Source organism: Persicobacter diffluens (assembly GCF_036244895.1).
GTDB classification, from domain to species: domain Bacteria; phylum Bacteroidota; class Bacteroidia; order Cytophagales; family Cyclobacteriaceae; genus Persicobacter; species Persicobacter diffluens.
Window position 1 is genome coordinate 2,823,226 of record NZ_BQKE01000001.1, and the last position, 22,890, is coordinate 2,846,115.

The following is a 22,890-nucleotide window of genomic DNA, read 5'->3' on the forward strand; positions in this document are numbered from 1 at the left end:
AGCATGAGCCATTTTTTCCAAGGTGCAAATGTCCGCATTCTGAATAAATATTCAAAAAGTAATTTTTTCAATATGCCTAATTCATTTAAAAAATCAGTACTGGAGCATGAAAAAATTAAACATAAGGGCTTTAATTTCCAGCCTAACCTAAAAATAATGGCAGTCTTTTTCTAAATTACCCCAAATTTAAACAAATACTAATCTAATATGAGCAAGAATCAGTGGGTATTCCTGTTAGCTTCCCTTTTTTGGGTAATAGGATGCAAGTCCCCTGCGCAGGAAAGTATGGGAACAATTGAAGGCAACATATACTGGAAAGAAGGTAATCATATGCCAATGATTGGAGCAGAGCCGAAAGCTCCCCAGGGTGTGGAAAGAACGCTGTATTTCTTCGAACCGGTTAAATCCTCAGAAATTGAAAGAAACGCGCTGGGGCTGTTCAATTTAACCGAAGCCAAAGCGGTAGCGACCATTAAGTCAGATAAAAACGGCCATTTCAAAGGCAGCCTGCCAGCAGGTCAATTTTCCGTTTTAGTAAAGGAAGAAGAGGGTTTTTTCGGAAATATTATGAATGGAGAAGGCGTAATCAATCCGGTATCTATTGAAGCTGGCGGTAGTCAGAAGATGGATATCCAGGTAGATTACAAAGCAACATACTAGCACTCTCCTTCTCAGCACAAAAAAAACCGTGATGCCAGCTGCAACACGGTTTTTTTTTATTCATGGATTAATCAATTTCCTCTCCTTTCAGGACTCTCCAGCCTTCCTCCTTATTTAATAATAAGTCTTTTGCTACTTTATGCAGCGTGGGATTATTAAATGAAAAAACAATCAGCGTCACACAAAACAGCCCAAAGAAAAAAGCATCAGCGGTAAGCAAAACACCGATTGCGGCCGCCCAATTACCCACTGAGAGCCACAACAACTTTCTCTGAAAGCCTCCGTAAAGGATATTCAGCTTATCTCTTAAAACTTCCTCCTCTAATGCATTTTTCTTTACCGCACGATAAGCTTTATAGGCAAAAAAGATGGTGGTAAACACCAGCAAACCAAAAGCGCCTCGTACTATTGCCAGCACATTTTCAGAGAATTCCAAAAGTGGGGTAAAGGTATTATTCTGTTTCTGAAGATAGACATACACGAAGATCGCCAAAGGTACCGCCAGTAGCATATACAGCATCATATTGAGGCGATTGATGTATTCGCGGCTATTTTGATAATTGAGATTACTCTTATTAAGCATAGAATGTTTTAATAGGTATTTAAATACAAATATTGGGATATTTTGTCAAAATTACTGAATTTCCCTCCTTAGATTACAAATTTGGAGCCTTTCCCGACAAATGGCTGCAAAAAGAAAACCAAAATCAATTGTTCATGAAAATTCGTTTCGGTCTATACCCCCTGAGCACTTTCATCGTGTTCTTAACCATTTTCACCTTTGCGGCCTGTGACACCCGCAAGAAGAAAAAACAAAACAATGAATTAAACCAATTAACCCTGGAGGCCAGCACATTAAAAGCCTCAGCGGACTCCAGCTGGAAAAGCATGATCGCGGAGGATGATCAAAAAATCAAATACTTAAGCCGACTACTGGAAGAAGTGGAGTACACCAAAGCTTTTGACCCGCAGGCCGTTCAGCAGCTAAAAGAGCAGATTGCACAGTTAAAAAAAGATCGCTATCAGCAGGAGGAAATCACTAATATTCATAAAGTAGACGCCTACGATAGCCTGGAACAGGGCGTTATTTATGCCGTGATCAACTACAGCAAAGAAAATCCAAAATTCGATCATTACCCGGCGATGGCTGAATTAATTCAGGGCATACAGGATTTACATGATCAGGTATTGAGCCAGCGGATCAATTATGATAAAGCCGCATTTGCTTATAATGAGTTCCTGGAAGCCAATGAACCCCTGGAAGGGCAACCCTTCCCTACCTTTATTCAGGAATAAAATTGCCATAAAAAAAGCGGAACCCTTGAAAGTTCCGCTTTTTTTGTCCTGAAATTGATAAAGATTAGCTCGCCTTATGCTGAGGCTTGTCTCCTTCCTCATACATTTCATCAATTTCTTTTTTATACTTATCGTTGATCACCTTACGCTTAATTTTCATGGTAGGCGTCAACTCCCCATTTTCTTGCGTGAACTGATTCGGCAATAATTTAAACTTCTTGATTTGCTCAAAACGCGCCAGATTCTTCTGAAGCATTTCCACACGCTCATTGAAAAACTCCGCCACTGCGCTGTCCTCAATCATTTCTCTCACGTTAGAAAACTCCAGATTACGCTTTTTCGCCCACTCTGCCAGGGTATCAAAAGCCGGAACAATCAGTGCTGTCACGTATTTCTTCTCATCCCCGATCACGGCGATTTGTTCAATGAACTGGTCTTTTCCGACCTGCGTTTCGATCATTTGCGGAGCAATATATTTACCACCTGAAGTCTTCATCAGGTCTTTTAGCCGCTCCTCAAAGATCAGGTTACCATGGGAATCAAATCGTCCGGCATCACCGGTATGTAGCCAGCCATCTCTTAAAACCTCCGCCGTAGCTTCCGGCTTATTGTAATAGCCTTTCATGACATTACCGCCTTTGACCAGAATTTCATTCTTGGCTCCCATGCGGATTTCCACCTTAGGCATGGTCTTTCCGGCGGAACGCACATCGAAATGAGTATCTTCAAAACAAGTCACCGAGGCAGTAGTCTCCGTCATTCCGTAACCAATCTTCACGACTAAGCCTACTGAATGGAAAAATTCCACAATATTGTCTGATAGCTTTCCACCACCACAGGGCATCATCCGAATATTACCTCCAAGATTCTCCCGAATTTTGGAAAGCACCAATTTATCGGCGATAGCATGCTGAATTTTCCAGTGTGGTGGTACAAATCGCTCTACTCTTCGGCGGTTCATCACCTTTTTCCCTACTCCCACTGCCCAGTTGAAAAGCTTTTGCTTGGCCTTTGGAGCCTCCTCTAGCTTGGAATAAATGGTACCGTAAATCTTTTCATATAAACGAGGGACCGAACAAAGCACCGATGGCTTCACTTCCTTCAGGGCATCTGCCACCGTAGCGGTATCGCGCAGATAGTAGTTGGTCATTCCTTTGTAAAAAACATAGTAGGTCCATGCTCTTTCAAAAACGTGACTCAATGGCAGGAAACAAAGAGAAGTATCTTCTTCACTAACGGATATGCGGAGGTCATGAATTTCATTCGTAAAAGCAAAATTACTATGATCCAGCATTACCCCTTTGGGCTCTCCGGTAGTTCCGGAAGTATAGATAATGGTCGCCAGATCCTCCAACTTCGCTTTCGCCAAACGATCCTGTATCATCAAAGTGCGATTTTCCTCCGCACCAAGTTTCAACAGATCAGAAAAATACATGACGTCTTTTTGCCCACTAATATCTACCGTAGGATCAAAAACAATAATTTGCTTTAAAGTCGGGTGATTCCCCAATAAAGTAATGGCCTTATCGTACTGATCCTGCCCGCCTACAAATAGAATGCGAACCTGCGCATCATTTAATATGTATTCGACCTGACCGACGGTATTGGTAGCATAAATAGGAACAACAACTCCACGAAGAGACATGACCGCATAATCGGAAATGGTCCATTCCGGTGTATTTTGAGAAAATATCCCTACTTTTTCCTCTTCCTGCAAACCAAAACCCAACAGCGCACTCGCTACCAAATCGATGTTTTGGGCAAACTCCGACCAGCTGCTCGGCAACCATTCCTTCCCCTCATAGGGTTGGTAATAGTAAGCGATTCTTTCTTTATATTTGGCGGCTCGGTTTCGAAGCCCGACCGCTAAATGCTCATAATTCATATTATTAAAGCGATTGTATCAACTTTTACACTTCTTAGAAAAAGATAATAAAAACTACTTTTTTTAATTGAAAAGTAGAATTATTGCCTCTAAAATACAAAAGTAAAGCAATTCAGTCGGAAATAATAGCATCTTCGCCCCTAGCTAGAAATTATTCTGCCTAACCCCGCATTTTATCTAATAAATTACTCAGAGTTTCCGCATCCTCCGGACTTAATTTTTCCATAAAATACGCCTTTTCCTTCAGTGCTCCACTCGCATCTTCCACCAGCTTCAGGCCTTTTTCAGTAATGCGTATCTCCACCTGCCGCCGGTTATCAGGACAAATCGCCCGCTCCAGGCAGTCCTTTGCGCGTAATTTCTCCACCAGCCTGCTGGTATTGGACATTCGGTCAATCATTCTTGAGGTTAAAACCTTTAGCGCAACGCTTTCCGGATATACCCCCCGCAAAATCCGAAGGATGTTAAACTGTTGAATAGAAATATCAAATTGCTTCATGACCTGATTCTGCAAGCCGCTTAACCAGCCAGCGGAAAATAACAGGTTCACCACCACCTTTTCTCTGGGATTAGCAAATGCCTTTTGGTTAATTTCCTGCTCTATATTCATTTGTTTAGACATCAATTGTAAGTTCAATACTGGTAAATGTATCTAAAACTACGTAAACCTAAACGAAAAAGTGGCAAAATTTCACAGAATCCTATGGAAAAGCCAATAGCAGCCAAAGTCGCTTTTTCATCATAAGAAGCGCGTAAAAAAACAAAGGAATCGTAGGGGAAAGCCACTGCTCGAAGCCATGACAGAAATAAGGGAGCACGCTTTTAATCGTCCAAAAAAAAGCAAAAAACCAAAAAAAATTACGCGAGCTGCTTTTTGATAAAAAAAATCTCTTTTCATGATATTTCCAATTTACCAGCCAGAAACAAAATGTGTTTTGAGATAATCAAAATAGAAAGCCTGATACACTGTAACAATATTTAAAAAAAAGGAGAATAAATACTAAAAAACACTTATTAGCAACCTTCATCAAATTGATTTTTTTACACTTAATCCTTTCAAAAACAAACTCTTATCCCTACTTTAAAACTGCGAGCACACAATAAAGGATGATTTTTATAATTATCGTACCATTTATCTCGCATTTCTTTAACCCCCTAATTCATTAGGACTATTATTAACTCACCAAAAATATGGCAGAAACTGTGACAGTAGTAGATCCAAAATCTGAAGCACTAGAGAAAGCATGTTCAAATGCTTTAACCAAACTAGAAAAATTGGACCTGGAACCTCATGCGGAACTTAGAGAGAAGTTGGCATGGGTAATCGGAAGCTACAACTACGATAAGAATCCGGAAGGATTAGTAGAATTTGGCGAAAAAACTTTAAAAGCACTATTAGCTTACAAAAAAGAAAAACCTCGTCAGGTAGCTAAAAAATTGATTGACGACCTTGAAAAGGCACTTGCAGCCTTTTAATCCATTCCTTAAAGTATTAAAAAAGGACGCCCTTTGATTAGGACGTCCTTTTTTTTGATTCATCGTAGGGCATTATTGGTAACCGAATCAGATGGACCAGAAAAGCTCCGAAGCTTTTACAGCTCCATGCAATCTACATTCTCAAACTCCTCGGCATTAAAAGTTTGCTGTCTTAGTCGATTACCCTCCGCATCATAATAAACCCACAGGTACAAATCAGCCTCCGCAATATACTTTTCGCCTTTATACAGTGGTTTCGCCGGAGTCCCGACATTTATCAGGCGATCCAGGGTAGGCTTTATTTTCACCCCCTTTTCCAGACTGAACAAACCTTCCTTGCCGTTCACCACCACAATCAGGTCGCCGCCTTTTTCCTGAGGATTCACTGGCAAATAACGCTCAATCTCATCAAAAACAACCTCCTTGTTCTCCACAGCCAAAATTTCCCACTGCTTTTCTTTTCTGGCCAGCACCAGGGAATCATTCCAGTTTTCAATCCGGTCATACTGAAAGTTAACCAGAGTTTTCCCTTTTTCATCCACCATCCCGAGCTTCCCGGCCTTATCGGCGATCAACATCTGGTCATTGATCGGGTTAAGTTTAGTCGTAAACTGAGGACGAATATATAAGGCATTATAAGGGTTATAAATACCAAACTTTCCATTGAGCAATAAGCTAACATAACCATCATGGAAATCCGCAATACCCTGATAGAGCATTTTAAGCTCCTGCTTGCTTCCCCGGCTCATCAAGCCCTTTCTGCCATTGGCCTCCACTACAAACATGGAAGTATCCAGCGGTACAATCTCCTTAAAACTACCTTTTATCACCTCTTCTCCCTTACCATCCAGTAACACCTTCCAGTTTTTCCCTTCAATCAGGGCCAGGTATTCCACGGCATCTTTACCAAAACCGGACTTGACAATTCTACACTTATAGTCCTTGTCCAGATTTTTATAATTTCCGGAGGAGAAATAAACCGTCGTGGAGTCTTCGGATTTCACATAAGCAAACTCTTTACCCAAGAATGCCACCGAATCAAAATCAAACTGTGGCAGATGGTCTGCTTCCCAATGCTGAAAAGACCAGCCATCCTTTTCGGCTGCCCACCATTTATCATTGTATGCAATGGCATCGAAGGCGATCTCATATTTCATTTTACCCAATGGGTCAAACATCAGATAATCTGAAGTTCTGCTAACCCAATTGGGGCCAGCGGAATTGATCACATGATTGCCCAAAGGAATGATCTCTTCCATTTTATTATTAAATAGGGATTCCTGATTTCCCACCATGGCAATGACATGATCCTGCCCCACCACTTCATAATCATCATAATTGAAGAAAAGAGGTACCGAAGAATTATCCGCACCCTTTACCAATTGCTGCTTATTGGTGATGCCATATTTCTTGCCCTTGCGGAAAATATAAAAATCGCCTTCCTGCTCTATTTCATCATATTCCGGCTTCAATGCCAAACGCCCCGTCGCAGAAACCACGCCCCAATATTTCTTCTTTCTTACCGCAAAGAAAGAAGGCGAGAGTCTTCTAATCTCTTCATACTGCGGCGCTGCCAGTACTTTGCCGGTTTTATGCACCAGCCCATGCAGCCCTTCATTGATGATTTCCATCACGCCATAGCCTAAATCATAAGCTTCGTTGATTTTCCCCTGGAAAACCAAATGGCCATCTCTTGCTAATAATTTTGGTTGTTGATCCTCTATGACTAACAACACATCCTCCGCTACAGGGTCACATTTATAATCTCTGGCCACCTGATCAAACCTATTGGGCATGGCCTCCTCCCCATTCTGATCAATGAAGATAAATTCCCCATCCTCATAAAATGGCACCCAACTTCCTTCGGATATATTGGAAAAATGCTGCAGGCTGTCAATCTTTGAAACATGGGCAAACCTTTCAAAAAAGTTATCCAGATTTCCCTGCTCTTTATACCAATAATAAAGGTAACCCATCGCAATAGGTGCGGCCGCACTCGTTTGGCTATATTCCTGCAAAAACCATAATAGTGGCTTTTCGGAATTATCCGAAGCGATAAAATCAAAAATCTGAATTTCTGCCTGTCCGCGGAAAGGAGAATCCGGATATTCCTCCAGAAAGCTCATAAAGCTCTTCAGCTTTCCATTCTTGGTTTTTGCCTCAAACAACAGGGCATCGTATTTTTCCTGTGCGGCCTCATACTGATCCGCATCCGGATAGCGCTGCATAAATTGGAAATAAGAAAGAAAGGTCCCTTTTTCCACTGCCTGATCAAAGGCCATCTGATTTCGCTCAGAAATAGCTTGGGCATGTTGTGGGGCTTCAGGATACTGTGCAATAAAATAATTGTAGCGATCCAATGCCGCCATCTTTTGCGTCAGATCAAAGGCCAGAGAATCAATTCTTCTTTCTTGCTGATCCAGCACCGCCTGATTAACACTGGCCCTTTCCAAACGATCCAGCACCCGCTCATCATCTATATTGTGATATCCTCGCTGAGCCGCCAGTATTCTTTGGTGCGCTGAATCTATATTATATTTCTCATACTCGAGCTGTAAGTACAATTCACTATAGGCCAGATTGACCGCTGGTGCCAAAGAATCCAATTGCATATCATCTTTTAACCAAGCCTCCGCCTTTTCATATTCCTTTTTCTCGATGGCTTTATAGACTTTCTTTACATTGTCGGCCATCACCCCCTGCCAAAAAATCATCAAAGCAGCAACCGCCGCCATTCTTTTATTCATATCCAGCTTAAAATCAATTCTATTGCAAACAAAGTTAGCAAAAGGCCTATCCTTTTCGGAAGGTACACGGCAATAATTTCATAAAAAATTAAAGGCTTAATCAAATTTCCAGGAATGAAGGCCATCAAATGTCTATCAATGCCACAAAAGATTTCAAAAAAATCAATAATTTTGATCCCCAGAACAACACAAACTTTTTATGGGTCAAAAACGCATCAAGCTTGCTGCCATTGATATTGGATCTAATGCAGCAAGAATCCAGATCAGCGCCATTTTAGGAGCCCCAGATTCCCCCACTCTCAAAAAAATCGAATACATCCGATATCCACTTCGCCTGGGAAAAGACGTTTTCAACTATGGTGAAATAAGGGAGGAGCGTAAAAACAAATACCTCAAGCTCATGCAATGCTTTAAATTAATGGTGGAGCTGCATGAGGTGGATTATATGATGGCTTACGCCACTTCTGCTTCCCGTGAAGCCCATAACGGTCCTGAAATCATTGAGGCCATTGAAAAAGAAACCGGCATTTTAGTGGAAGTAATTGATGGAAAAAAAGAGGCCGAAATTACTGATTTAGCCCTTGCAGATTTTATTGATGACGAATCATTTATACACATAGACGTTGGAGGTGGTTCCACGGAATTAAATATTCACCGAAACGGGAAAAAACGGGCCTCCAAATCTTTCCAGATTGGCTCCGTTAGAGTCAAGGAAAAGGACGACCCTGTTTGGAAAGAAATCCGACATTGGATTTCTCACCATCTGAACCCCAAATATGGCCCTATTGCAGCTTTGGGAACAGGCGGTAACATCAATAAACTTTTTCAGCTGGCCACACCGGATGTCGCCTTTACCCTTGGCCGGGGAGATTTGAAAGCCACCCGTGACTATCTGAACGGCATGTCCATTGAGGACCGTATTCACAAACTCAAGTTGAATGAGGATCGGGCGGATGTAATTGTTCCGGCGGCGGACATTTATTTGGGGGTAATGGCCATATGTGAATCTCCCAAAATTCTGGTTCCTCAAGTAGGGCTAAAAGATGGCATGATGATTCAACTTATGCAAAAAGCATTAAAAGCGTAAGGCATAAGGCATAAGGCATATGGCATATGGCATATGGCAATAAGTGAAGAAAGAAGCAGGAAGAAAACACCTGCTTTTTTTATAATAAAAATTACAATCATTACATCAGGCTGGAATATTGTCCCGAATTAATCTTAAGCCGAATTATTCAGCACTAAATTCATTAACTAAGCACAAGGGACTTATTTTCAGTTCATAAAGGGCTTTTTCATAAAAAGCTAAATCAGCCAATCAATACCTTATACAGCATAATTAATCGTTTCTTTTTCATTTTTTCTTGATAAAAAACGAAACAAAAAAATCAAGGCTGTGATCAATGTCGGCGGGACAATGAACCTGCTGACGGAATCCATCAAGGCGACATTTGCAGATGACGCGAGACTGGTAAAGTATTGCAAAAATGTCGCTGTGATGCCTTCTGGTCGCCAGCAGAACCCTTGTCTATCCGCCCATTGATCAAGGCCGGATTATTGATGTGGAAGATTTAATACCATAATGTCAATACTGTAAAGGTAGTAAGCTAACCCATAAACAAGCGCTCAAATCAAATAGACTCCCATTGGGAACTAGATCATACCTATAATTTGCCCATTTGTAGTTTTATGAAAAAGCAGTGTCAGTTTATAATAATTTGATTTCATTAATTTATATTAGCCCCAATTTGGGCAAACTTGCTTTCTCCTCATTCATCTGTTTCATTGGAATCCGGCTTAAACCCTCCTTAATTGCATTACGGGAAATAAATGAATTTTCCTTATTTCGAGTTTCCTCCAAGGAAGCGGATAAAGTAAGGGGAAAGCAAGCATCCCCCATTTGAACTTTAAAAAAACAGCAAAACTAACCACAACCCTTTGATTTTTTTTGGCCTTTTGCGACAAGCCAATAAAGCAAGCGGTAAATAATTGGGGTTGAAATTCAATAAGGGGGAATAGCCCCGGAGTTTGGCTTACTCTCCCCTACTCAAATGAAAAAGCTGACAGACTTCCAAAACTTAAACACCCCTGAAAAAACAACAACCTAATAGGTTGCCAATCAATCACTTGAGTCAGGAATCGAAATTTGAAACGAGAATTCGGGTGAAATTCCGTACCCTTTCCGTTACCACAGGAGTATGAATATTATAGACTACTTTCCTGTATATGTCCCCAAAAACACCCCTTAGTTTACCCTTGAGCCTTTTATGGCAAAGCTTCCTTCGGTATCCACTCTTTTACCTGCCTATTATTTTGGTGTTTGGAGCTTTACTTCTCCCCATGGCCACTGGTGGAGAAATGGGCATCTTCCTGTGGGAACCTTTTTTTAAAGGTCAAATTAATGGTTGGAGTTTCATCTTTCTCGGCATTGGCTGGGGCTGCCTGATCACCGCCTGGCAAGTGAGTTTATTTGTACTTCTCAGCGATCGACTTCCCTCCATTTTTAATCAAAAAAGACCGCTCAGTCTGTTTTCGCTTAATAATGCCCTCCTCCCGGTACTGTTAATCGGTACGCATATTATTATACTGTTTACTCACCTGAGCGAACTTCCCTTATCCGCTTTAGTCAGCATCCTATTACTTCCCTGCTTTGCCATCCTGACCCAGGCAGTACTGTATGTGCTTGCTGAGCATCCTATTATCAATCCTATTAAACATCGTTCAATATCAAAGCCACTGTATTCAATAAAAAAGCAAAACCCTTCAAACACCAAGGAACAAAGCCAAAAGAGGCAGCCTCTTGCCGTTAGCTGGTATTTCAACCTGCGCCTCCAAAAGATTTACCTAGATGAATCGGGTTGGGAAGAGCCATCCTTCAAAAGCCAAAAATTGTCGAACTATCAGCTTAACCTGCTCCTCTTAGCCCTATTCATATTGCTAATCATTCAGGCTAGTATTCAATTACCTCTGGACAGTAAATTCCATCTACCTGCTGCTACGGGCATGCTGTTTCTGATGGCCATGGCCATATTGCTTTTTGCCGCGATCACCTACTGGTTAGGCCGCTGGGCATCCTCGATATTGCTCCTACTGCTTACTTTATTGCTGTATACTCAACGCCTTCCTTCCCCTTTACATCACAACAACTACAGCATCACCACCGCTCAACAAAATGAAGAACGAATCCGCCTGATCAAATGGAGATCCAAATTTCAAAAAACGCCTCCTTATATTTTACTGATACAATGTGAGGGACAGGGGCAATCCAGTATTGTGTGGACTTTCAGTGCGCTACAGGCTTTGGATCAAAAGCGGCAGTACTCCATATTAAACCATACCTTTGCCATTAGCGGACAAGGCAGCGGCCTACTGGGCGCCGCTTACTACCGAGAACTATTTCACCGAAAACAGTCAGGATACAACCTTAACCTGAGTCAGAGGGCTTATCGGACCGATTTGGAAAGGGAGATTTTTAACCCGATGATGTTTAATTTCCTGCTTCAGAATGTCCCCTCTTTGAAATCATGGGTGAGCCCAAATGCCAGGAGGAAAGATCAGGTCCTTGAAAAAAAGCTACATGAATATACCCGGGGAATGTTAAGCAAAAGCCCTAAAGCATATCGGCAGGATGAAAAAGCAGGCTTGCTGCCCGAACTATGGATAAATGCTTCCTACCAAAAACCATCCACCGAAAGTATGCTGGCTAATTTACAAGCGGAGTTTTTGCTGGGAGCTGATGCCCTGCTCCAACGTAGATTTGGATCACATCTACAGCTGGAACAGTTTTTACAATATCATGAAGAATGGTTACTCAAGAATACAGCAGGCGTTATCCTGCTAACCATTAGCGATGTCCCGATCACCTTTACCCAAAGCCGGCAACAATTTGATTTCCCTTTTTTCCATTGGCAAATTCATCGAAAAAGTGCAAACACAAACTTCTCTTCCCTTCCATTACTATCTTTCCAAACTTCTTTATCAGATCATCAGTCCATTGATGACAATCTTTCCTTAGAACGTAACCAAATCTTGCTGCAGGCAGTCAAAGAATTAATAAGGGATGATTAATAAGAGATTTTTTTATACTGAATATTCTGTTTACTCATCGCAAATTATTGCTATTTTGGTCGCATTAGTGCATTTATTTAATGTTTTGCATTTTTTGTGCTCGTCCAAGCTCACCATCAATCCATGATTATGCTATTTCCATACATGCTATTTGGCCTCGGCTTACTCGCCATCCCTATCCTGATACATCTGTTTAATTTCAGGAAGGCCAAAAAAGTATATTTTACCAATACCCGCTTCCTTTCGCAGGCTAAAAAAGTCACCCATAGTCAAAATAAATTAAAGTATTTGCTGATCATGGCCTCCCGGATGCTGGCCCTGGCTGCTTTGGTGATCGCTTTTACCCAACCCATGCTTCCGGCCAAAGAGGAAATGCTCAATAGCCGGATGGTCTACATTTATCTAGACAATTCCATGAGCATGAGCAATAAGGTGGATGATAATACCACCGCTTTGGACATGGGCGTTGCCTATGTGGAGCGGATTTTGAAAATGTATCCTCAGGGAACGAAATTCCAGCTATTAACCAATGACTTCAGCCCCGAAGCAAGAGTAAATCGCTCGGCAGAACAACTGGATGAGAAATTAACGGAAGTCAGGCATTCGGCCATTGAAAGATCCTTCCCGGAAATTTACCAACGCCAAAAAACAGAATGGAATGATGAAAAACCGGAGGCTGACTTTTACTGGGTGTCCGACTTTCAGGAATCCACTGCGGGAAATCTGGCGGCCCTGCAATTGGACTCCCTGATTCAATTAAAACTTGTACCGGTGACCAGCCCGGAGGTGGAAAATATTTTAATTGATTCGGTGTTTTTGAACACTCCCTATTATCTGCCCGAGCAAAAGAATCAGCTTACCATTAGCCTTAAACATGCCGGGCAGGAAAATTATAATGACCTTCCGGTTAAGATGCTCATCAATGATATTCAGTCATCGGCCACCGTCATTGACCTACAGGCCGGAGAACAACAACTCGTTACCTTTGATGTGCCGATGCAGGTGGCCCCGGCCAAAGTGAAGGTAGTGATTGAGGAATTCCCCGTCTCTTTTGATAATGAGCGCTATCTGGTGCTGCAGCCATCTCCTCCGGTGGAAACCGTGGAAATTTATGAAAATCAGGCCTCCCAAGCCATTGAGCGGGTTTTCGGAAATGAGGACCTTTTCAAATTTGAAAGCATGAAAACCACTGCTCTGGATTATGCCAGACTGGAAAAATCTAATTTCATTGTGCTGAATGCCGTGGTCAACATCAGCCCTTCTTTAGAAAGCTTTTTACAACAATGGGTGGATAAAGGGGGCCACTTATTGATTATTCCTTCGGAAACAGCCGCAGCGAACACTTATAAACGATTAGCGCCATTCGTGACCGTTATCCCGGTGGATAAAATCAAAAAAATGCCCCTTCAAGCGGTAGACCTTAATGATCCGTTTTTTGAAAATGTCTTTGAAAGACAGCAGAAAAATTTCCGGATGTTCTCTGCTCAAACCGTAGTGGCCCCAATGAAAACTCCCGAGACCCATTTAAAATTCTCTACCGGAGATGCCTTTCTGGCATCCCAGATTCAGGGTTCAGGAAAATTGACCGCCCTGGCCAGCCCAATCGATGCCGCTTATTCGGATTTTCATTTACAGGCGCTATTCGTTCCGGTGATGTATAAGCTGGCCAATGAGAGCCGACAAGGAAGTACTAAACTGTATTATTCCCTACGAGACGCCAATATTCAACTTAGAGGTTTGGAAACCTACAATCAGGAGCTCCTAAGGCTAAAAAATGATGAGCAGGAAGTGATTCCTGCACAGCAATGGATGGGCAACCGCCTGATCATGGAGCTTCCACGCTTTGCTTTGGGTACCGGTTTTTATGAGCTGGTCAATGAAAAGCAGCAAACGGTCAGCAGCCTGGCATTTAATTACCCACAGGAAGAATCTTTACTAAAATCTATTTCAGCGGAAGATCTTTCCACCTGGGCTCAAAATCAGGGAGTTGAGATCATTTCTGTAGAAAATGAACAGCAGCTGGAAGCAAGATTAGATGAAAATTATCGAGGAAAAGCGCTTTGGGTATACTTCATTGCCTTAGCTTTATTATTTTTGTTTTTTGAAAGCTTACTGATACGCTATTGGAAATAGCCCGATTTTTTGAAAACCTCATTCTTTCGAAAAAAACGGTACCTTTAGCCTTCAACAGCTGAAAAACATTTTTCGAAAAAAGAAAAACGAATACCAATGAGTATCCTCATTCAAAATGCCCGGATTATGGATGCCGGCTCCTCCTTTCATGGCCAGACGGCTAATGTTTTGGTAGATGATCAGGGAAAAATCGCCCAAATATCTCAGCAATCCCTTCAGGCTGATGAAACCATTGACGCTCAGGGGATGATCCTGACCATTGGTTGGTTTGATCTACAGGCCAACTATTGTGACCCGGGACTAGAGCATAAAGAGGATTTGTACTCCGGTAGAGCGGTGGCACAAGCTTCCGGATTTACTGAAGTCGCATTGGTACCGGAAACCGAACCGGTTATTCAGACTAAAAATGATATCCGCTATATTCAGTCCGGCAACCGCACTGCATTGGTTCAATTACACGCCCTGGGTGCTTTAACCAAGGGATTGAAAGGAGAAGACTTCACCGAAATCAATGATTTGCATGAAGCGGGAGCTGTAGGTTTCTCTCAGGGGAACAAACCACTCTACAATAGTGATATTCTTTTAAAGAGCCTGCAATACCTACAAAAGTTTGATGGTATTTTGATGAACCGCCCGGAAGATCGATGGATGTCGATGTTTGGCTTAATGCATGAAGGCGTGGAGAGCACTATTTTAGGCATGAAAGGGATTCCTTCCATGGCCGAAGAGCTGATGGTGATCCGTGATCTGAAATTATTAGAATATGCAGGAGGTAAAATCCACCTTTCCAACATATCCACCAAAGAGGCCGTAGCCAAAATTCGGGAAGCCAAAGCACAGGGCTTAAAGGTAAGCTGCGACATTGCTGCCCACCAGTTGTGTTTCACCGATGAAGACCTGCACACCTTTGATACCAATCTGAAGGTATTCCCTCCTTTCCGTTCCAAGGAAGATCAGGAAGCCCTGATCGCAGGACTGAAAGACGGAACCATCGATGCGGTAGTTTCTGCTCACCAACCACAAGATCAGGAATGCAAGCAACTCGAATTTGATTTGGCGGATGCCGGTATCGCAGGACAGCAAACCTTATTGCACAGCATGCTAAATTCCGGATTAGAAATGGAACTTTGGCTGGAAAAACTGACCATCGCCCCACGAGAATTATTACGAATGGAGGTGCCTAGCATTGCGGAAGGGGCGCAGGCGAACCTCACCCTTTTTGATCCGGAAAGTAAATGGACTTTAGATGCCAGCACTAACCAATCAAAATCAGAAAATAACCCCTATTGGGGACAGGAACTGACCGGCCGTGTGAAGGCCACTTTCAATAACGGTCAGTACCATATTGAATATTAACATTTTTATTTCCCAAAATACCGGCTTTACCTGAGTCGGTATTTTTATTTTTATCAACAGACAATCAATGAACCAACCACTTATTCAAACCGGCCTTCGCTATGGAGCAGTCGGGGCCTTGGTATTTGCCACTTCTTATATTGCCTTGGCTTTTGTTTTTCAAAATCCCCCCATGGCACTACCGGTACCTTTGCATGCTATCATGCTTTTTGCTTTCATCTTTGGGGCAGCCTTTGAACTGCGAAGTCAGCAGGGAAAAAAGCTACACTTCTGGCAGGGAGGAGCAGTAGGCTTCATCACTTACTGCCTGATTGCAGTAGGCAGCTCACTAACCCTTTATTTGCTTTTTGAATATAACGATCAGGTCCTCCAAATGGAGAAAGAGGCCCGCTTGCTGGTGGCCTCCACCAATATGGAACAGATCAATGATTATGCTGGGGTTGAAGGCTTTGCACAAGAAAAAATTGAGCAGATCAAAAGCTTTGGTGCCCTGAATCTGGCCATCAATAATTACCTCTGGACGAATCTTATTATTGGTTTATTTTTATCTATTTTTGTATCTTTCCTACTCAGAAAGAAATAAATCAATAAATTTTTTATCTATGATGACTGTTGAAAATCAAGAAACTGCCCAGGCAAACCCAAAACTGAAGCAGGAGTTAGGGATTCGGTATGGAATAATGCTTTCTATTGTAGGAATAATACTGAATGTTGCTGGCCAAAATTTCCCAGGCATGGGCATAAAATTCGGCATAATCGCATTGGGAGTTTTTTCATCAATCCTCTTTTTTGTGCTGGGCATAAAAGCCTTCAAAAAACAAAATCAGGGATTAATTAAATTTGGAGATGCTTTTGCCATAGTCGCTATTATTACTGTGGTAAGTTCCATCATTTCCGGTTTATTTGGATACCTATATGGGACAGTGATTGACCCTGGATCAATTGACAGACAAATTCAAGAAACTGTTTCCTTTCTTGAAAACATAGGAGCTCCAGAAGCTCAAATTGATAAAGCTATTGAAGAATTAAATAGTAAATTAAAAGATCCTGCCGGTTATTTAGCATCCACATTACAAGGCGTAATGGGAGGAATTATTGGTTATTTAATCATCGGAGCCATTGTAGCAGCAATCATGAAAAAAGAAGAAAAGGAGGTATAAGCCACCAACGATCTTACCCAAAGCCCTGTTTTTTCCATTAAACAGGGCTTTCTTGTTCTTGCAGACAAAAGCCCAATCTCTTGTCACCAAATCATTCATGATTAACCCGGGCTGTCTGATTTTTTTATTAGCCCAGATTTGGTCAGACTTGTTTTCTCCTCATTCATCTGCTTCCTTGGAAAAAATTGAATTAGGAAACGAACCCTTCCTTTTTCCTGCATTGCCGCTAAAGGAGGCTTTTAGCCTTCACAATCCGGCTTAAAGCCAGCCTCGTTCGGGCTACCTCCCGCCTACCACAGTCCCATTCAAGGACGTCCATTCGGCAGAGGGATAGAGGGATTGCGAAGCTCTTTTTTGCAGCCTAAAGGCGTAGCGGCTCGCAAAAAAAGCGACTCCCGAAAGCCCGACCGACGTCAGGAGGGCTGCCCCTAAAAAAAAAGCTCCGATAAGCCTATGTTACCGGAGCGTTTACATTTTATTCCTTTTTTTATCCCAGCTTACGGATCAGCTCTTTAAATCTACTGAAGCCGTATTCGGTATCCAGCAGGTTCTTAATCCGGAGGATGGTCAGTCCATCATAGCCGTTGGTTCGGGTCAGGGCGCGTTCCATTTGTGACCAGCCTTCCCCGGTGGAGAGTTCATAGGTGGTAGCATTCTCGCCGGCCAGATTAATTTTCAATTCTCCGGCAGCATCTGCCACCCAGGTTACGAGGTCTTCTGCTCGGGAGAAGCCTTCATGGTCTTTATTGAATTTCTCCAGACAGGTGAAGTGAACCACCAGACGATCCCGATCTTCCTTATCAATTAAGATATTAAGCATCTCCAAATACTCCCGCTGATTGCTACTGTTCATATGGGGATGGGCATTCACCAGGCCGGCAGTCACCTCAGAGACACGAGGCATTTGTGGGTTGGAAATATTCCAGTGCACTCCGGCAATTTTGAAACCAAGCGGAGTTAAACCAAAGTGTTCCCCGGAAAAGACGTCCAGCGCCATCTTTAAAATTCTCCGACCGTGCAACAATAAAGAACTGTGGTACCAATTGATCAGATCACGACCGGCAACGGTCTTGAAGTACTGTTGTTCCTCAAAAAAAGCATCCGGATCTTTAGGCATTACGACCTCTTCAAAGCCCAGCAGCTTGGTATCCCAATGGGTATTCAGCTCCTGAATATTGCTATATTGTTTCTCCAGATAGCGGCGATAATCCTCCACCGCCAGACGACTGTAACACTGCAGGGTTCCGCGGTTAGGATAATCTCCCCAGTCATGGGAATTATAAGAGGGATAACGCAGCTCTCCTGCAGGCCCGCAGCTGATGTTGATCTCCGCAGTCATGTCCTCATAAGCCTTAAAGCGCTCGCGGAAAGCTGCCATGAAATTCTGGTAGTAGGGCATGACATATTCGTCCGCCCAAAGGGACACATACTCCACCGAAACGGCGCCGGACTCACTGACATACTGAATATCCGAAAGAGACAATTCCGGGTTCTTTTGCAACAACTCTCCCCATAACCAGACCGGCGTCCACTGGGTAAAGTCATCATTCACATTACCTCCTGCCTGATGGAAGGAGAGAATCGGCACCCAGTCCAGCCCATTAAGGCGAATAAGTTGCACCACTTTGTCATAATAACTCCAATCAAAATGGTTCGCGCCCTGCTGCTGTACCAATCCCCACCAAACGTCGATGGAAACAGCTTCCACTCCGGCATCCTTCATCAAACGAAGCTGTCGATCAAACTCCTGCCAGTTATCACGCTGGATCATGCGGCGATCATTGGCTGCAGATAAATGCAAGGGCCCCATCACCCGGAAAGACTTCCGCTTCACAGGAGAAAAAGCCTTCTGACTCCTGGCCTGCTCCAGCATGCGATGCAGGCGATTGTTGGCCAGTTCGTTTTCAAAAATGCTGCGCAGGGAGATTACATTCAGCCCGTCATATTCGGCAGTATCAAACATGGCCTTCTCTAGCTGATTCCAGCCTACATTATCAAACAGCCCACCTTTGGTGCCGTTCTCTGCCACCACGCGCATTCCCAGACGATGAGTAGCCTCTGCCACCCAACGGCTAAGATCTTCCGCACGGGAGAATCCTTTATAATCTTTATTTTCTTTTTCTACGCAGGTAATGTGCACCACCGTTTGATTCCTGAAACGCTCGGGCACTATACCTTCCAGTGTTCGGTAATATTCACGCTGATCACCAATATCCAGTGCTGCATGAGAAGCGATAATACCCGCGGTTACCTCGGCTACCCTTGGCATGCTGAGGTCACTAATTTTCCAATGCACTGCGGGCAGACGGAAACCAACCTTGGCTTTATTGAAGGGTTCATGACGGAAGACATCGAAAGTCATCTCCAGCATTTTTCTTCCATGATTAATCAGCTCCCCATTATACCAGCTGCTAAAATCACGACCAAACTGGGTTTCAATATATTGCTTGCCCTCAAAAATATCATGCTCCGGGCAGGGCAACTTCACCGCAGCCCAATTCTCCCATTCTGTACCGTAGGCTTGATTTACGGCTTCCAAAGTGCCATAATTCTCCAATAACCAGGACTGCCAACTACGATAAGCAGGTTGAGAATAACATTGAAGAGTGCCGCGATTAGGGTAAGCACCCCAGTCGTGGAAGTTGAAGCTAGGGTAGCGCAGCTCCCCATTAGGTCCCATTCCGACCATGATTTTGGGAATATTGATCCCCAGTGGCCGAAAAGTTTCCCGGAAGCTTTTCATCACATTACGGTATAAGGGCAGGGCATAGTCATCCACCCAAAGCGACAACATTTCAAAAGAAGAATCTCCGGTTTCGGACACATACTTCAAATCACTAAGACGCTGCAAGCCCGGCTCACGGGTAAGCAAATACCCCCACACCCATTCCGGTATGGGCTGCATGTAGGCAAAGTTCTCCACATCTTCCGGATTGGCGGCCTGAAAGTGAAAGCTGAACTCCGGCACAAAGCCGATCCGGTTATCCTTCAGGATTTCGGCAATCTTCAAATAATAGGACCAGTTAAAGGCGATATCAGAATCGGGATCTCTTAAATCCACATTGGCTTCCGGCTCTACGGTGGCCCAGGAAATGGGCACAACGACCGCGTCTACTCCCATTTCTGCTAAAGATCTCGTCCATTGTTCGAAAAGACGCCAATCCTCCTGATTGAGAATAGCACTTTCCGCATATAATCTCACACTGAGTGGTGCGGTTACTTCAAAAGTTTTTCTTTTTGGGGTACTCATGGCTATAATTATTTTAGTACCTGGAATTGATTCCTCCCCGTCTATTGCACAAAGCTTTCCTTCTTTCGATCATATCCACTATGAACCAATTTCGTTGGGAATTTAACGGAACAATAAGAGAAAAAGGAGCTAATACATCAAAATTTATAGCAATTATTTGCCCTCCTAAGCACATCTTTAACAAGCATTTAAACAGCACTTAAAAGGCTCATAATTCTTCCCGCTTTATTTGAGGCGATTTTTGAAATTCAACAATTTCACGATAAGGGATTTTCTCCTTTTTTGCACTATTATCCATACAGCTTCTGGCTTTCAGGAGAAGACAATTATTTAATAAAATATGGCGCACAAAAATTTCGCATTTTATGTCTAACTTACCGGTCCAAAACTCATTGACAGAACTTATGACACTTTAAGACCGCCCAAGCCTTAAAACTGATCGCAGTTATCAGAAGGCTATTTTCAAACTGGCGATCCTTATTGAACAGCTTCTGAGAAGAACACCGAGTGATCTGATTATTCAGGAGATGAACAGGCATGTTGAACAACTGAATCAATTGGATGATCAGGATAAACGACTCTGCCGTAAGATTAACAAAAGCTACCGCCAATTGACCCGCCTGGCTAAGAAAGAAATGAAACTCTACACCGAGGACTATCACCAAAACCTGTACTCCGGCACCTGTTGCGGATTGATTGGTTTACCCTTGGGCTTTGTCGGATTGTTGTTAAGCGGTAAGCTTGCCTTTTTGTTGATCGCCCTTCCTGTAGGGATAGCGGTTGGATTTATTCGTGGACATTATGTAGACCGAAAGGTGCGTAGAGAGGGGCGGTTAATTATGACAACAGCATAAGCCTTCGCACTGACTTTAAAGTACCGTTTTCTTTAAACCCACAAGCTTACCATCCTATTACAGATTCCTTTTTGCATTTTAACACCAAATTAAGTAGCTCACCTTAAGCCTTTTTTTTCAATCAAATACAACAGTGAATACCTATTTGTAATAGCGCAAATTTGAGTAAGCTTACTTTCTCTAGATGCATTTGCTTCATTTGATTGAAATTGAATTAGAACCTTTATCCCGCATATTCTGGCCCCGTAGCTTTAACAGGATTAATAATCGTATAATTCGACTAAGCAATTTCTAAAAACCTATTAAAATGGTAGGCAAATTCCAGGCAGCATTTGCCAATACCAGAGATATCAAATTGCGTTCTTTCAGATAAAGCCAGGTCAGCAAACCTCCTAGAAAAACCATGGAGACCGCATAACCAAAAGAATCGGGAAAATGATAGGCACTAAAAATCACCCCCATGATCAGAATGATGTAATAATGCTTCATGCCGGTCTTTTCAAGCAATGGAACAGAAAGTGCACGCACCATTTCTTCCACCAGGGGGTTAATGGATAAAAAATTGAGGTATAATCATTCACCGGCAAGCAAAAATACTGAATTATGCCATTAAGCATAAAAAGAAAAAGCCCTGCAAAAAAGTTAAGTTTTCCCACTTGCCCCTGAGTGAAAAGCCTGAGGCTTCCGTTAAGCCAGGAAAAAAGCCCCAGCAAGAGGGCCGAAAACCCAAAGGCTATACATAACTTCAAATCAAATGATGCTCCGGTTTCTCCCTCACCCAATGTGATGGCCAGTACCAACTGGCTCAAAAGGTGGAGCAGCATCACCACAAGCACTATCAGCAAGGGATTCCGCCGATAATAGCATATGGATTTCAATTTAATAGAAATGACCAAATAAGGTAAAGGCAGGAAAAGCCGAAAATCAGACTTACAATAAGGCTTCTAAAAAAATCATCATTAAAACTCATGCAAAAGAAAAGATGGTGACTGCATGAAGGTAGCAAAATAAACTTTGGATACAAAGGCTGGCTCTCGCTCTTTATTCTTTAAAAAAACCTCTTTAAAAAGACTTTAGAAGAAGGGATTAATGAAAATAAGCTAATGACCACAACACCTTTAATCTTCAATTTCTCAGTGGAAATTGAACCTATTTCCGTCATGATCTCCTGTATTCTATTTTGTAAAAGGTAAAGCCAAAACTACCCTACTCCTTTTACAGGACGGATTTTTAACCCCACTACCTTTTGAGGAAAACCTATAAGACCTATTATTAACTTCCGCATAGATGTTTGTAAATAACAGGGAACTTTCGTTAACCACTGAGCGCCCTATTTGCTGTATATATAGTGTTATACACTTTTTCAAATTACATTAATCTCCTTTTTGTTTTCAGGTAAAATACTGGTCAGTTTTTCTTTTCCAACAAAAAACTCCGTGAAATACATTTTTGATAGTTTCTTCTTTAAGTCGTCCAAGTAGTATTGTCCTGAAACTTCAAAACCAAGTAGCCCAAGTTCAAAACTATACTCTTTATATAAGTTCGACACAGTCTCTAGAAGAAATCTTTTTAATAATTCAGGAGGTTTAGGAATATCTTCCCATGTATTATAGTCTCCCCCAAATACTTGTTCTATGGCTTCTGTATAAAAACATATGTCAAACCAATTAAAACCTGTTTCAATTGGGTCATCTTCTCTAATGTTGATTGTTTTGAATGGAATTGAATAATTTTCAAGATTTAGGATACCTTGATACTCCATCCAAGGTTTTTGTTCTAAAGCTATTTGATTGAAATTTTGGTCATAAGGTCCCTCAACATTGGGAAGACTCCAAATGTAGTTGTCATATTTGTAAAGAGGCTTTGATTCTATACTTGGACAAACTTGTATACATAATTCATAGAAGCCACCGCAGCGAAGATTTGTATTAAGAAATAGTTTACGTTTATCGACCATAGTCTTCATTGTGTATAACACCTAAATATACACAACCATAATCATAAC

Annotated in this window: 16 protein-coding genes and 1 pseudogene; 10 read left to right on the forward strand and 7 right to left on the reverse strand. The window is 42.3% G+C overall.

Annotated elements, in window-relative coordinates:
• Positions 1–207 precede the first annotated feature (207 nt).
• On the forward strand, positions 208–660 hold the full coding sequence (locus tag AAA970_RS11400) for a hypothetical protein (RefSeq protein WP_338237206.1): 453 nt from the start codon (positions 208–210) through the stop codon (positions 658–660).
• Positions 661–727: 67 nt separating this feature from the next.
• Here AAA970_RS11400 and AAA970_RS11405 read toward each other — a convergent pair whose 3' ends face one another.
• Positions 728–1,243, reverse strand: a complete 516-nt coding sequence (locus AAA970_RS11405) for a hypothetical protein (protein ID WP_053405731.1) — start codon at positions 1,241–1,243, stop codon at positions 728–730.
• A 134-nt stretch (positions 1,244–1,377) separates the two neighbouring features.
• Between AAA970_RS11405 and AAA970_RS11410 the strand changes: the two genes are divergently transcribed.
• A complete protein-coding gene (locus AAA970_RS11410; RefSeq protein ID WP_338237207.1) occupies positions 1,378–1,956 on the forward strand; it encodes a hypothetical protein in 579 nt (192 codons plus the stop codon).
• Between the two features lie 64 nt (positions 1,957–2,020).
• Here AAA970_RS11410 and AAA970_RS11415 read toward each other — a convergent pair whose 3' ends face one another.
• Positions 2,021–3,841, reverse strand: a complete 1,821-nt coding sequence (locus AAA970_RS11415) for an AMP-dependent synthetase/ligase (RefSeq protein WP_338237208.1) — start codon at positions 3,839–3,841, stop codon at positions 2,021–2,023.
• 160 nt (positions 3,842–4,001) lie between these two features.
• Positions 4,002–4,463: a MarR family winged helix-turn-helix transcriptional regulator gene (locus AAA970_RS11420; protein WP_338237210.1), complete on the reverse strand. Its 462-nt coding sequence runs from the start codon at positions 4,461–4,463 to the stop codon at positions 4,002–4,004.
• Between the two features lie 569 nt (positions 4,464–5,032).
• Here AAA970_RS11420 and AAA970_RS11425 point away from each other — a divergent pair.
• Positions 5,033–5,317, forward strand: coding sequence for a hypothetical protein (locus tag AAA970_RS11425; protein ID WP_053405734.1), 285 nt, complete (start codon positions 5,033–5,035; stop codon positions 5,315–5,317).
• A 116-nt stretch (positions 5,318–5,433) separates the two neighbouring features.
• Here AAA970_RS11425 and AAA970_RS11430 read toward each other — a convergent pair whose 3' ends face one another.
• Positions 5,434–8,064, reverse strand: coding sequence for a WG repeat-containing protein (locus AAA970_RS11430; protein WP_338237211.1), 2,631 nt, complete (start codon positions 8,062–8,064; stop codon positions 5,434–5,436).
• Positions 8,065–8,263: 199 nt separating this feature from the next.
• On the opposite strand from AAA970_RS11430, the gene AAA970_RS11435 reads away from it, so the two are divergent.
• The 6 genes from AAA970_RS11435 (at position 8,264) to AAA970_RS11460 (ending at position 16,781) form a co-directional block, all read left to right on the forward strand.
• Positions 8,264–9,151: a Ppx/GppA phosphatase family protein gene (locus AAA970_RS11435; protein WP_338237212.1), complete on the forward strand. Its 888-nt coding sequence runs from the start codon at positions 8,264–8,266 to the stop codon at positions 9,149–9,151.
• 1,139 nt (positions 9,152–10,290) lie between these two features.
• A complete protein-coding gene (locus tag AAA970_RS11440) occupies positions 10,291–12,132 on the forward strand; it encodes a hypothetical protein (protein ID WP_338237213.1) in 1,842 nt (613 codons plus the stop codon).
• A gap of 129 nt (positions 12,133–12,261) precedes the next feature.
• Complete coding sequence (locus AAA970_RS11445; RefSeq protein ID WP_338237214.1) at positions 12,262–14,265, forward strand: BatA domain-containing protein; 2,004 nt, start codon at positions 12,262–12,264, stop codon at positions 14,263–14,265.
• Between the two features lie 96 nt (positions 14,266–14,361).
• A complete protein-coding gene (locus tag AAA970_RS11450; RefSeq protein ID WP_338237215.1) occupies positions 14,362–15,621 on the forward strand; it encodes a dihydroorotase in 1,260 nt (419 codons plus the stop codon).
• 67 nt (positions 15,622–15,688) lie between these two features.
• On the forward strand, positions 15,689–16,204 hold the full coding sequence (locus tag AAA970_RS11455) for a DUF4199 family protein (RefSeq protein ID WP_060686997.1): 516 nt from the start codon (positions 15,689–15,691) through the stop codon (positions 16,202–16,204).
• 19 nt (positions 16,205–16,223) lie between these two features.
• Entirely contained in the window at positions 16,224–16,781 is a 558-nt protein-coding gene (locus AAA970_RS11460) for a DUF4199 domain-containing protein (protein ID WP_338237216.1), read from the forward strand.
• A 487-nt stretch (positions 16,782–17,268) separates the two neighbouring features.
• Here the strand turns inward: AAA970_RS11460 and AAA970_RS11465 are convergent, their stop codons facing one another.
• Positions 17,269–20,031: a family 14 glycosylhydrolase gene (locus AAA970_RS11465; RefSeq protein WP_338237217.1), complete on the reverse strand. Its 2,763-nt coding sequence runs from the start codon at positions 20,029–20,031 to the stop codon at positions 17,269–17,271.
• 527 nt (positions 20,032–20,558) lie between these two features.
• On the opposite strand from AAA970_RS11465, the gene AAA970_RS11470 reads away from it, so the two are divergent.
• Positions 20,559–20,885 (forward strand): hypothetical protein, encoded by a 327-nt coding sequence (locus AAA970_RS11470; RefSeq protein WP_338237218.1) that lies wholly within the window; start codon positions 20,559–20,561, stop codon positions 20,883–20,885.
• A 291-nt stretch (positions 20,886–21,176) separates the two neighbouring features.
• On the opposite strand, the pseudogene AAA970_RS11475 reads toward AAA970_RS11470, so the two are convergent.
• Both AAA970_RS11475 and AAA970_RS11480 read right to left on the reverse strand, forming a co-directional pair.
• A pseudogene (locus AAA970_RS11475) lies at positions 21,177–21,440 on the reverse strand (CPBP family intramembrane glutamic endopeptidase); the annotation flags it as partial.
• A gap of 808 nt (positions 21,441–22,248) precedes the next feature.
• Positions 22,249–22,842, reverse strand: a complete 594-nt coding sequence (locus AAA970_RS11480) for a hypothetical protein (protein ID WP_338237219.1) — start codon at positions 22,840–22,842, stop codon at positions 22,249–22,251.
• Between the last annotated feature and the right edge of the window lie 48 nt (positions 22,843–22,890).

Coding starts and splice junctions, on each gene's coding strand:
- AAA970_RS11455 (WP_060686997.1), top strand. CDS start 15,689: ATGAACCAACCACTTATTCAAACCGGCCTTCGCTATGGAGCAGTCGGG.
- AAA970_RS11435 (WP_338237212.1), top strand. CDS start 8,264: ATGGGTCAAAAACGCATCAAGCTTGCTGCCATTGATATTGGATCTAAT.
- AAA970_RS11465 (WP_338237217.1), bottom strand. CDS start 20,031: ATGAGTACCCCAAAAAGAAAAACTTTTGAAGTAACCGCACCACTCAGT.
- AAA970_RS11440 (WP_338237213.1), top strand. CDS start 10,291: ATGTCCCCAAAAACACCCCTTAGTTTACCCTTGAGCCTTTTATGGCAA.
- AAA970_RS11410 (WP_338237207.1), top strand. CDS start 1,378: ATGAAAATTCGTTTCGGTCTATACCCCCTGAGCACTTTCATCGTGTTC.
- AAA970_RS11460 (WP_338237216.1), top strand. CDS start 16,224: ATGATGACTGTTGAAAATCAAGAAACTGCCCAGGCAAACCCAAAACTG.
- AAA970_RS11420 (WP_338237210.1), bottom strand. CDS start 4,463: ATGTCTAAACAAATGAATATAGAGCAGGAAATTAACCAAAAGGCATTT.
- AAA970_RS11470 (WP_338237218.1), top strand. CDS start 20,559: ATGAACAGGCATGTTGAACAACTGAATCAATTGGATGATCAGGATAAA.
- AAA970_RS11480 (WP_338237219.1), bottom strand. CDS start 22,842: ATGGTCGATAAACGTAAACTATTTCTTAATACAAATCTTCGCTGCGGT.
- AAA970_RS11405 (WP_053405731.1), bottom strand. CDS start 1,243: ATGCTTAATAAGAGTAATCTCAATTATCAAAATAGCCGCGAATACATC.
- AAA970_RS11430 (WP_338237211.1), bottom strand. CDS start 8,064: ATGAATAAAAGAATGGCGGCGGTTGCTGCTTTGATGATTTTTTGGCAG.
- AAA970_RS11445 (WP_338237214.1), top strand. CDS start 12,262: ATGCTATTTCCATACATGCTATTTGGCCTCGGCTTACTCGCCATCCCT.
- AAA970_RS11450 (WP_338237215.1), top strand. CDS start 14,362: ATGAGTATCCTCATTCAAAATGCCCGGATTATGGATGCCGGCTCCTCC.
- AAA970_RS11415 (WP_338237208.1), bottom strand. CDS start 3,841: ATGAATTATGAGCATTTAGCGGTCGGGCTTCGAAACCGAGCCGCCAAA.
- AAA970_RS11425 (WP_053405734.1), top strand. CDS start 5,033: ATGGCAGAAACTGTGACAGTAGTAGATCCAAAATCTGAAGCACTAGAG.
- AAA970_RS11400 (WP_338237206.1), top strand. CDS start 208: ATGAGCAAGAATCAGTGGGTATTCCTGTTAGCTTCCCTTTTTTGGGTA.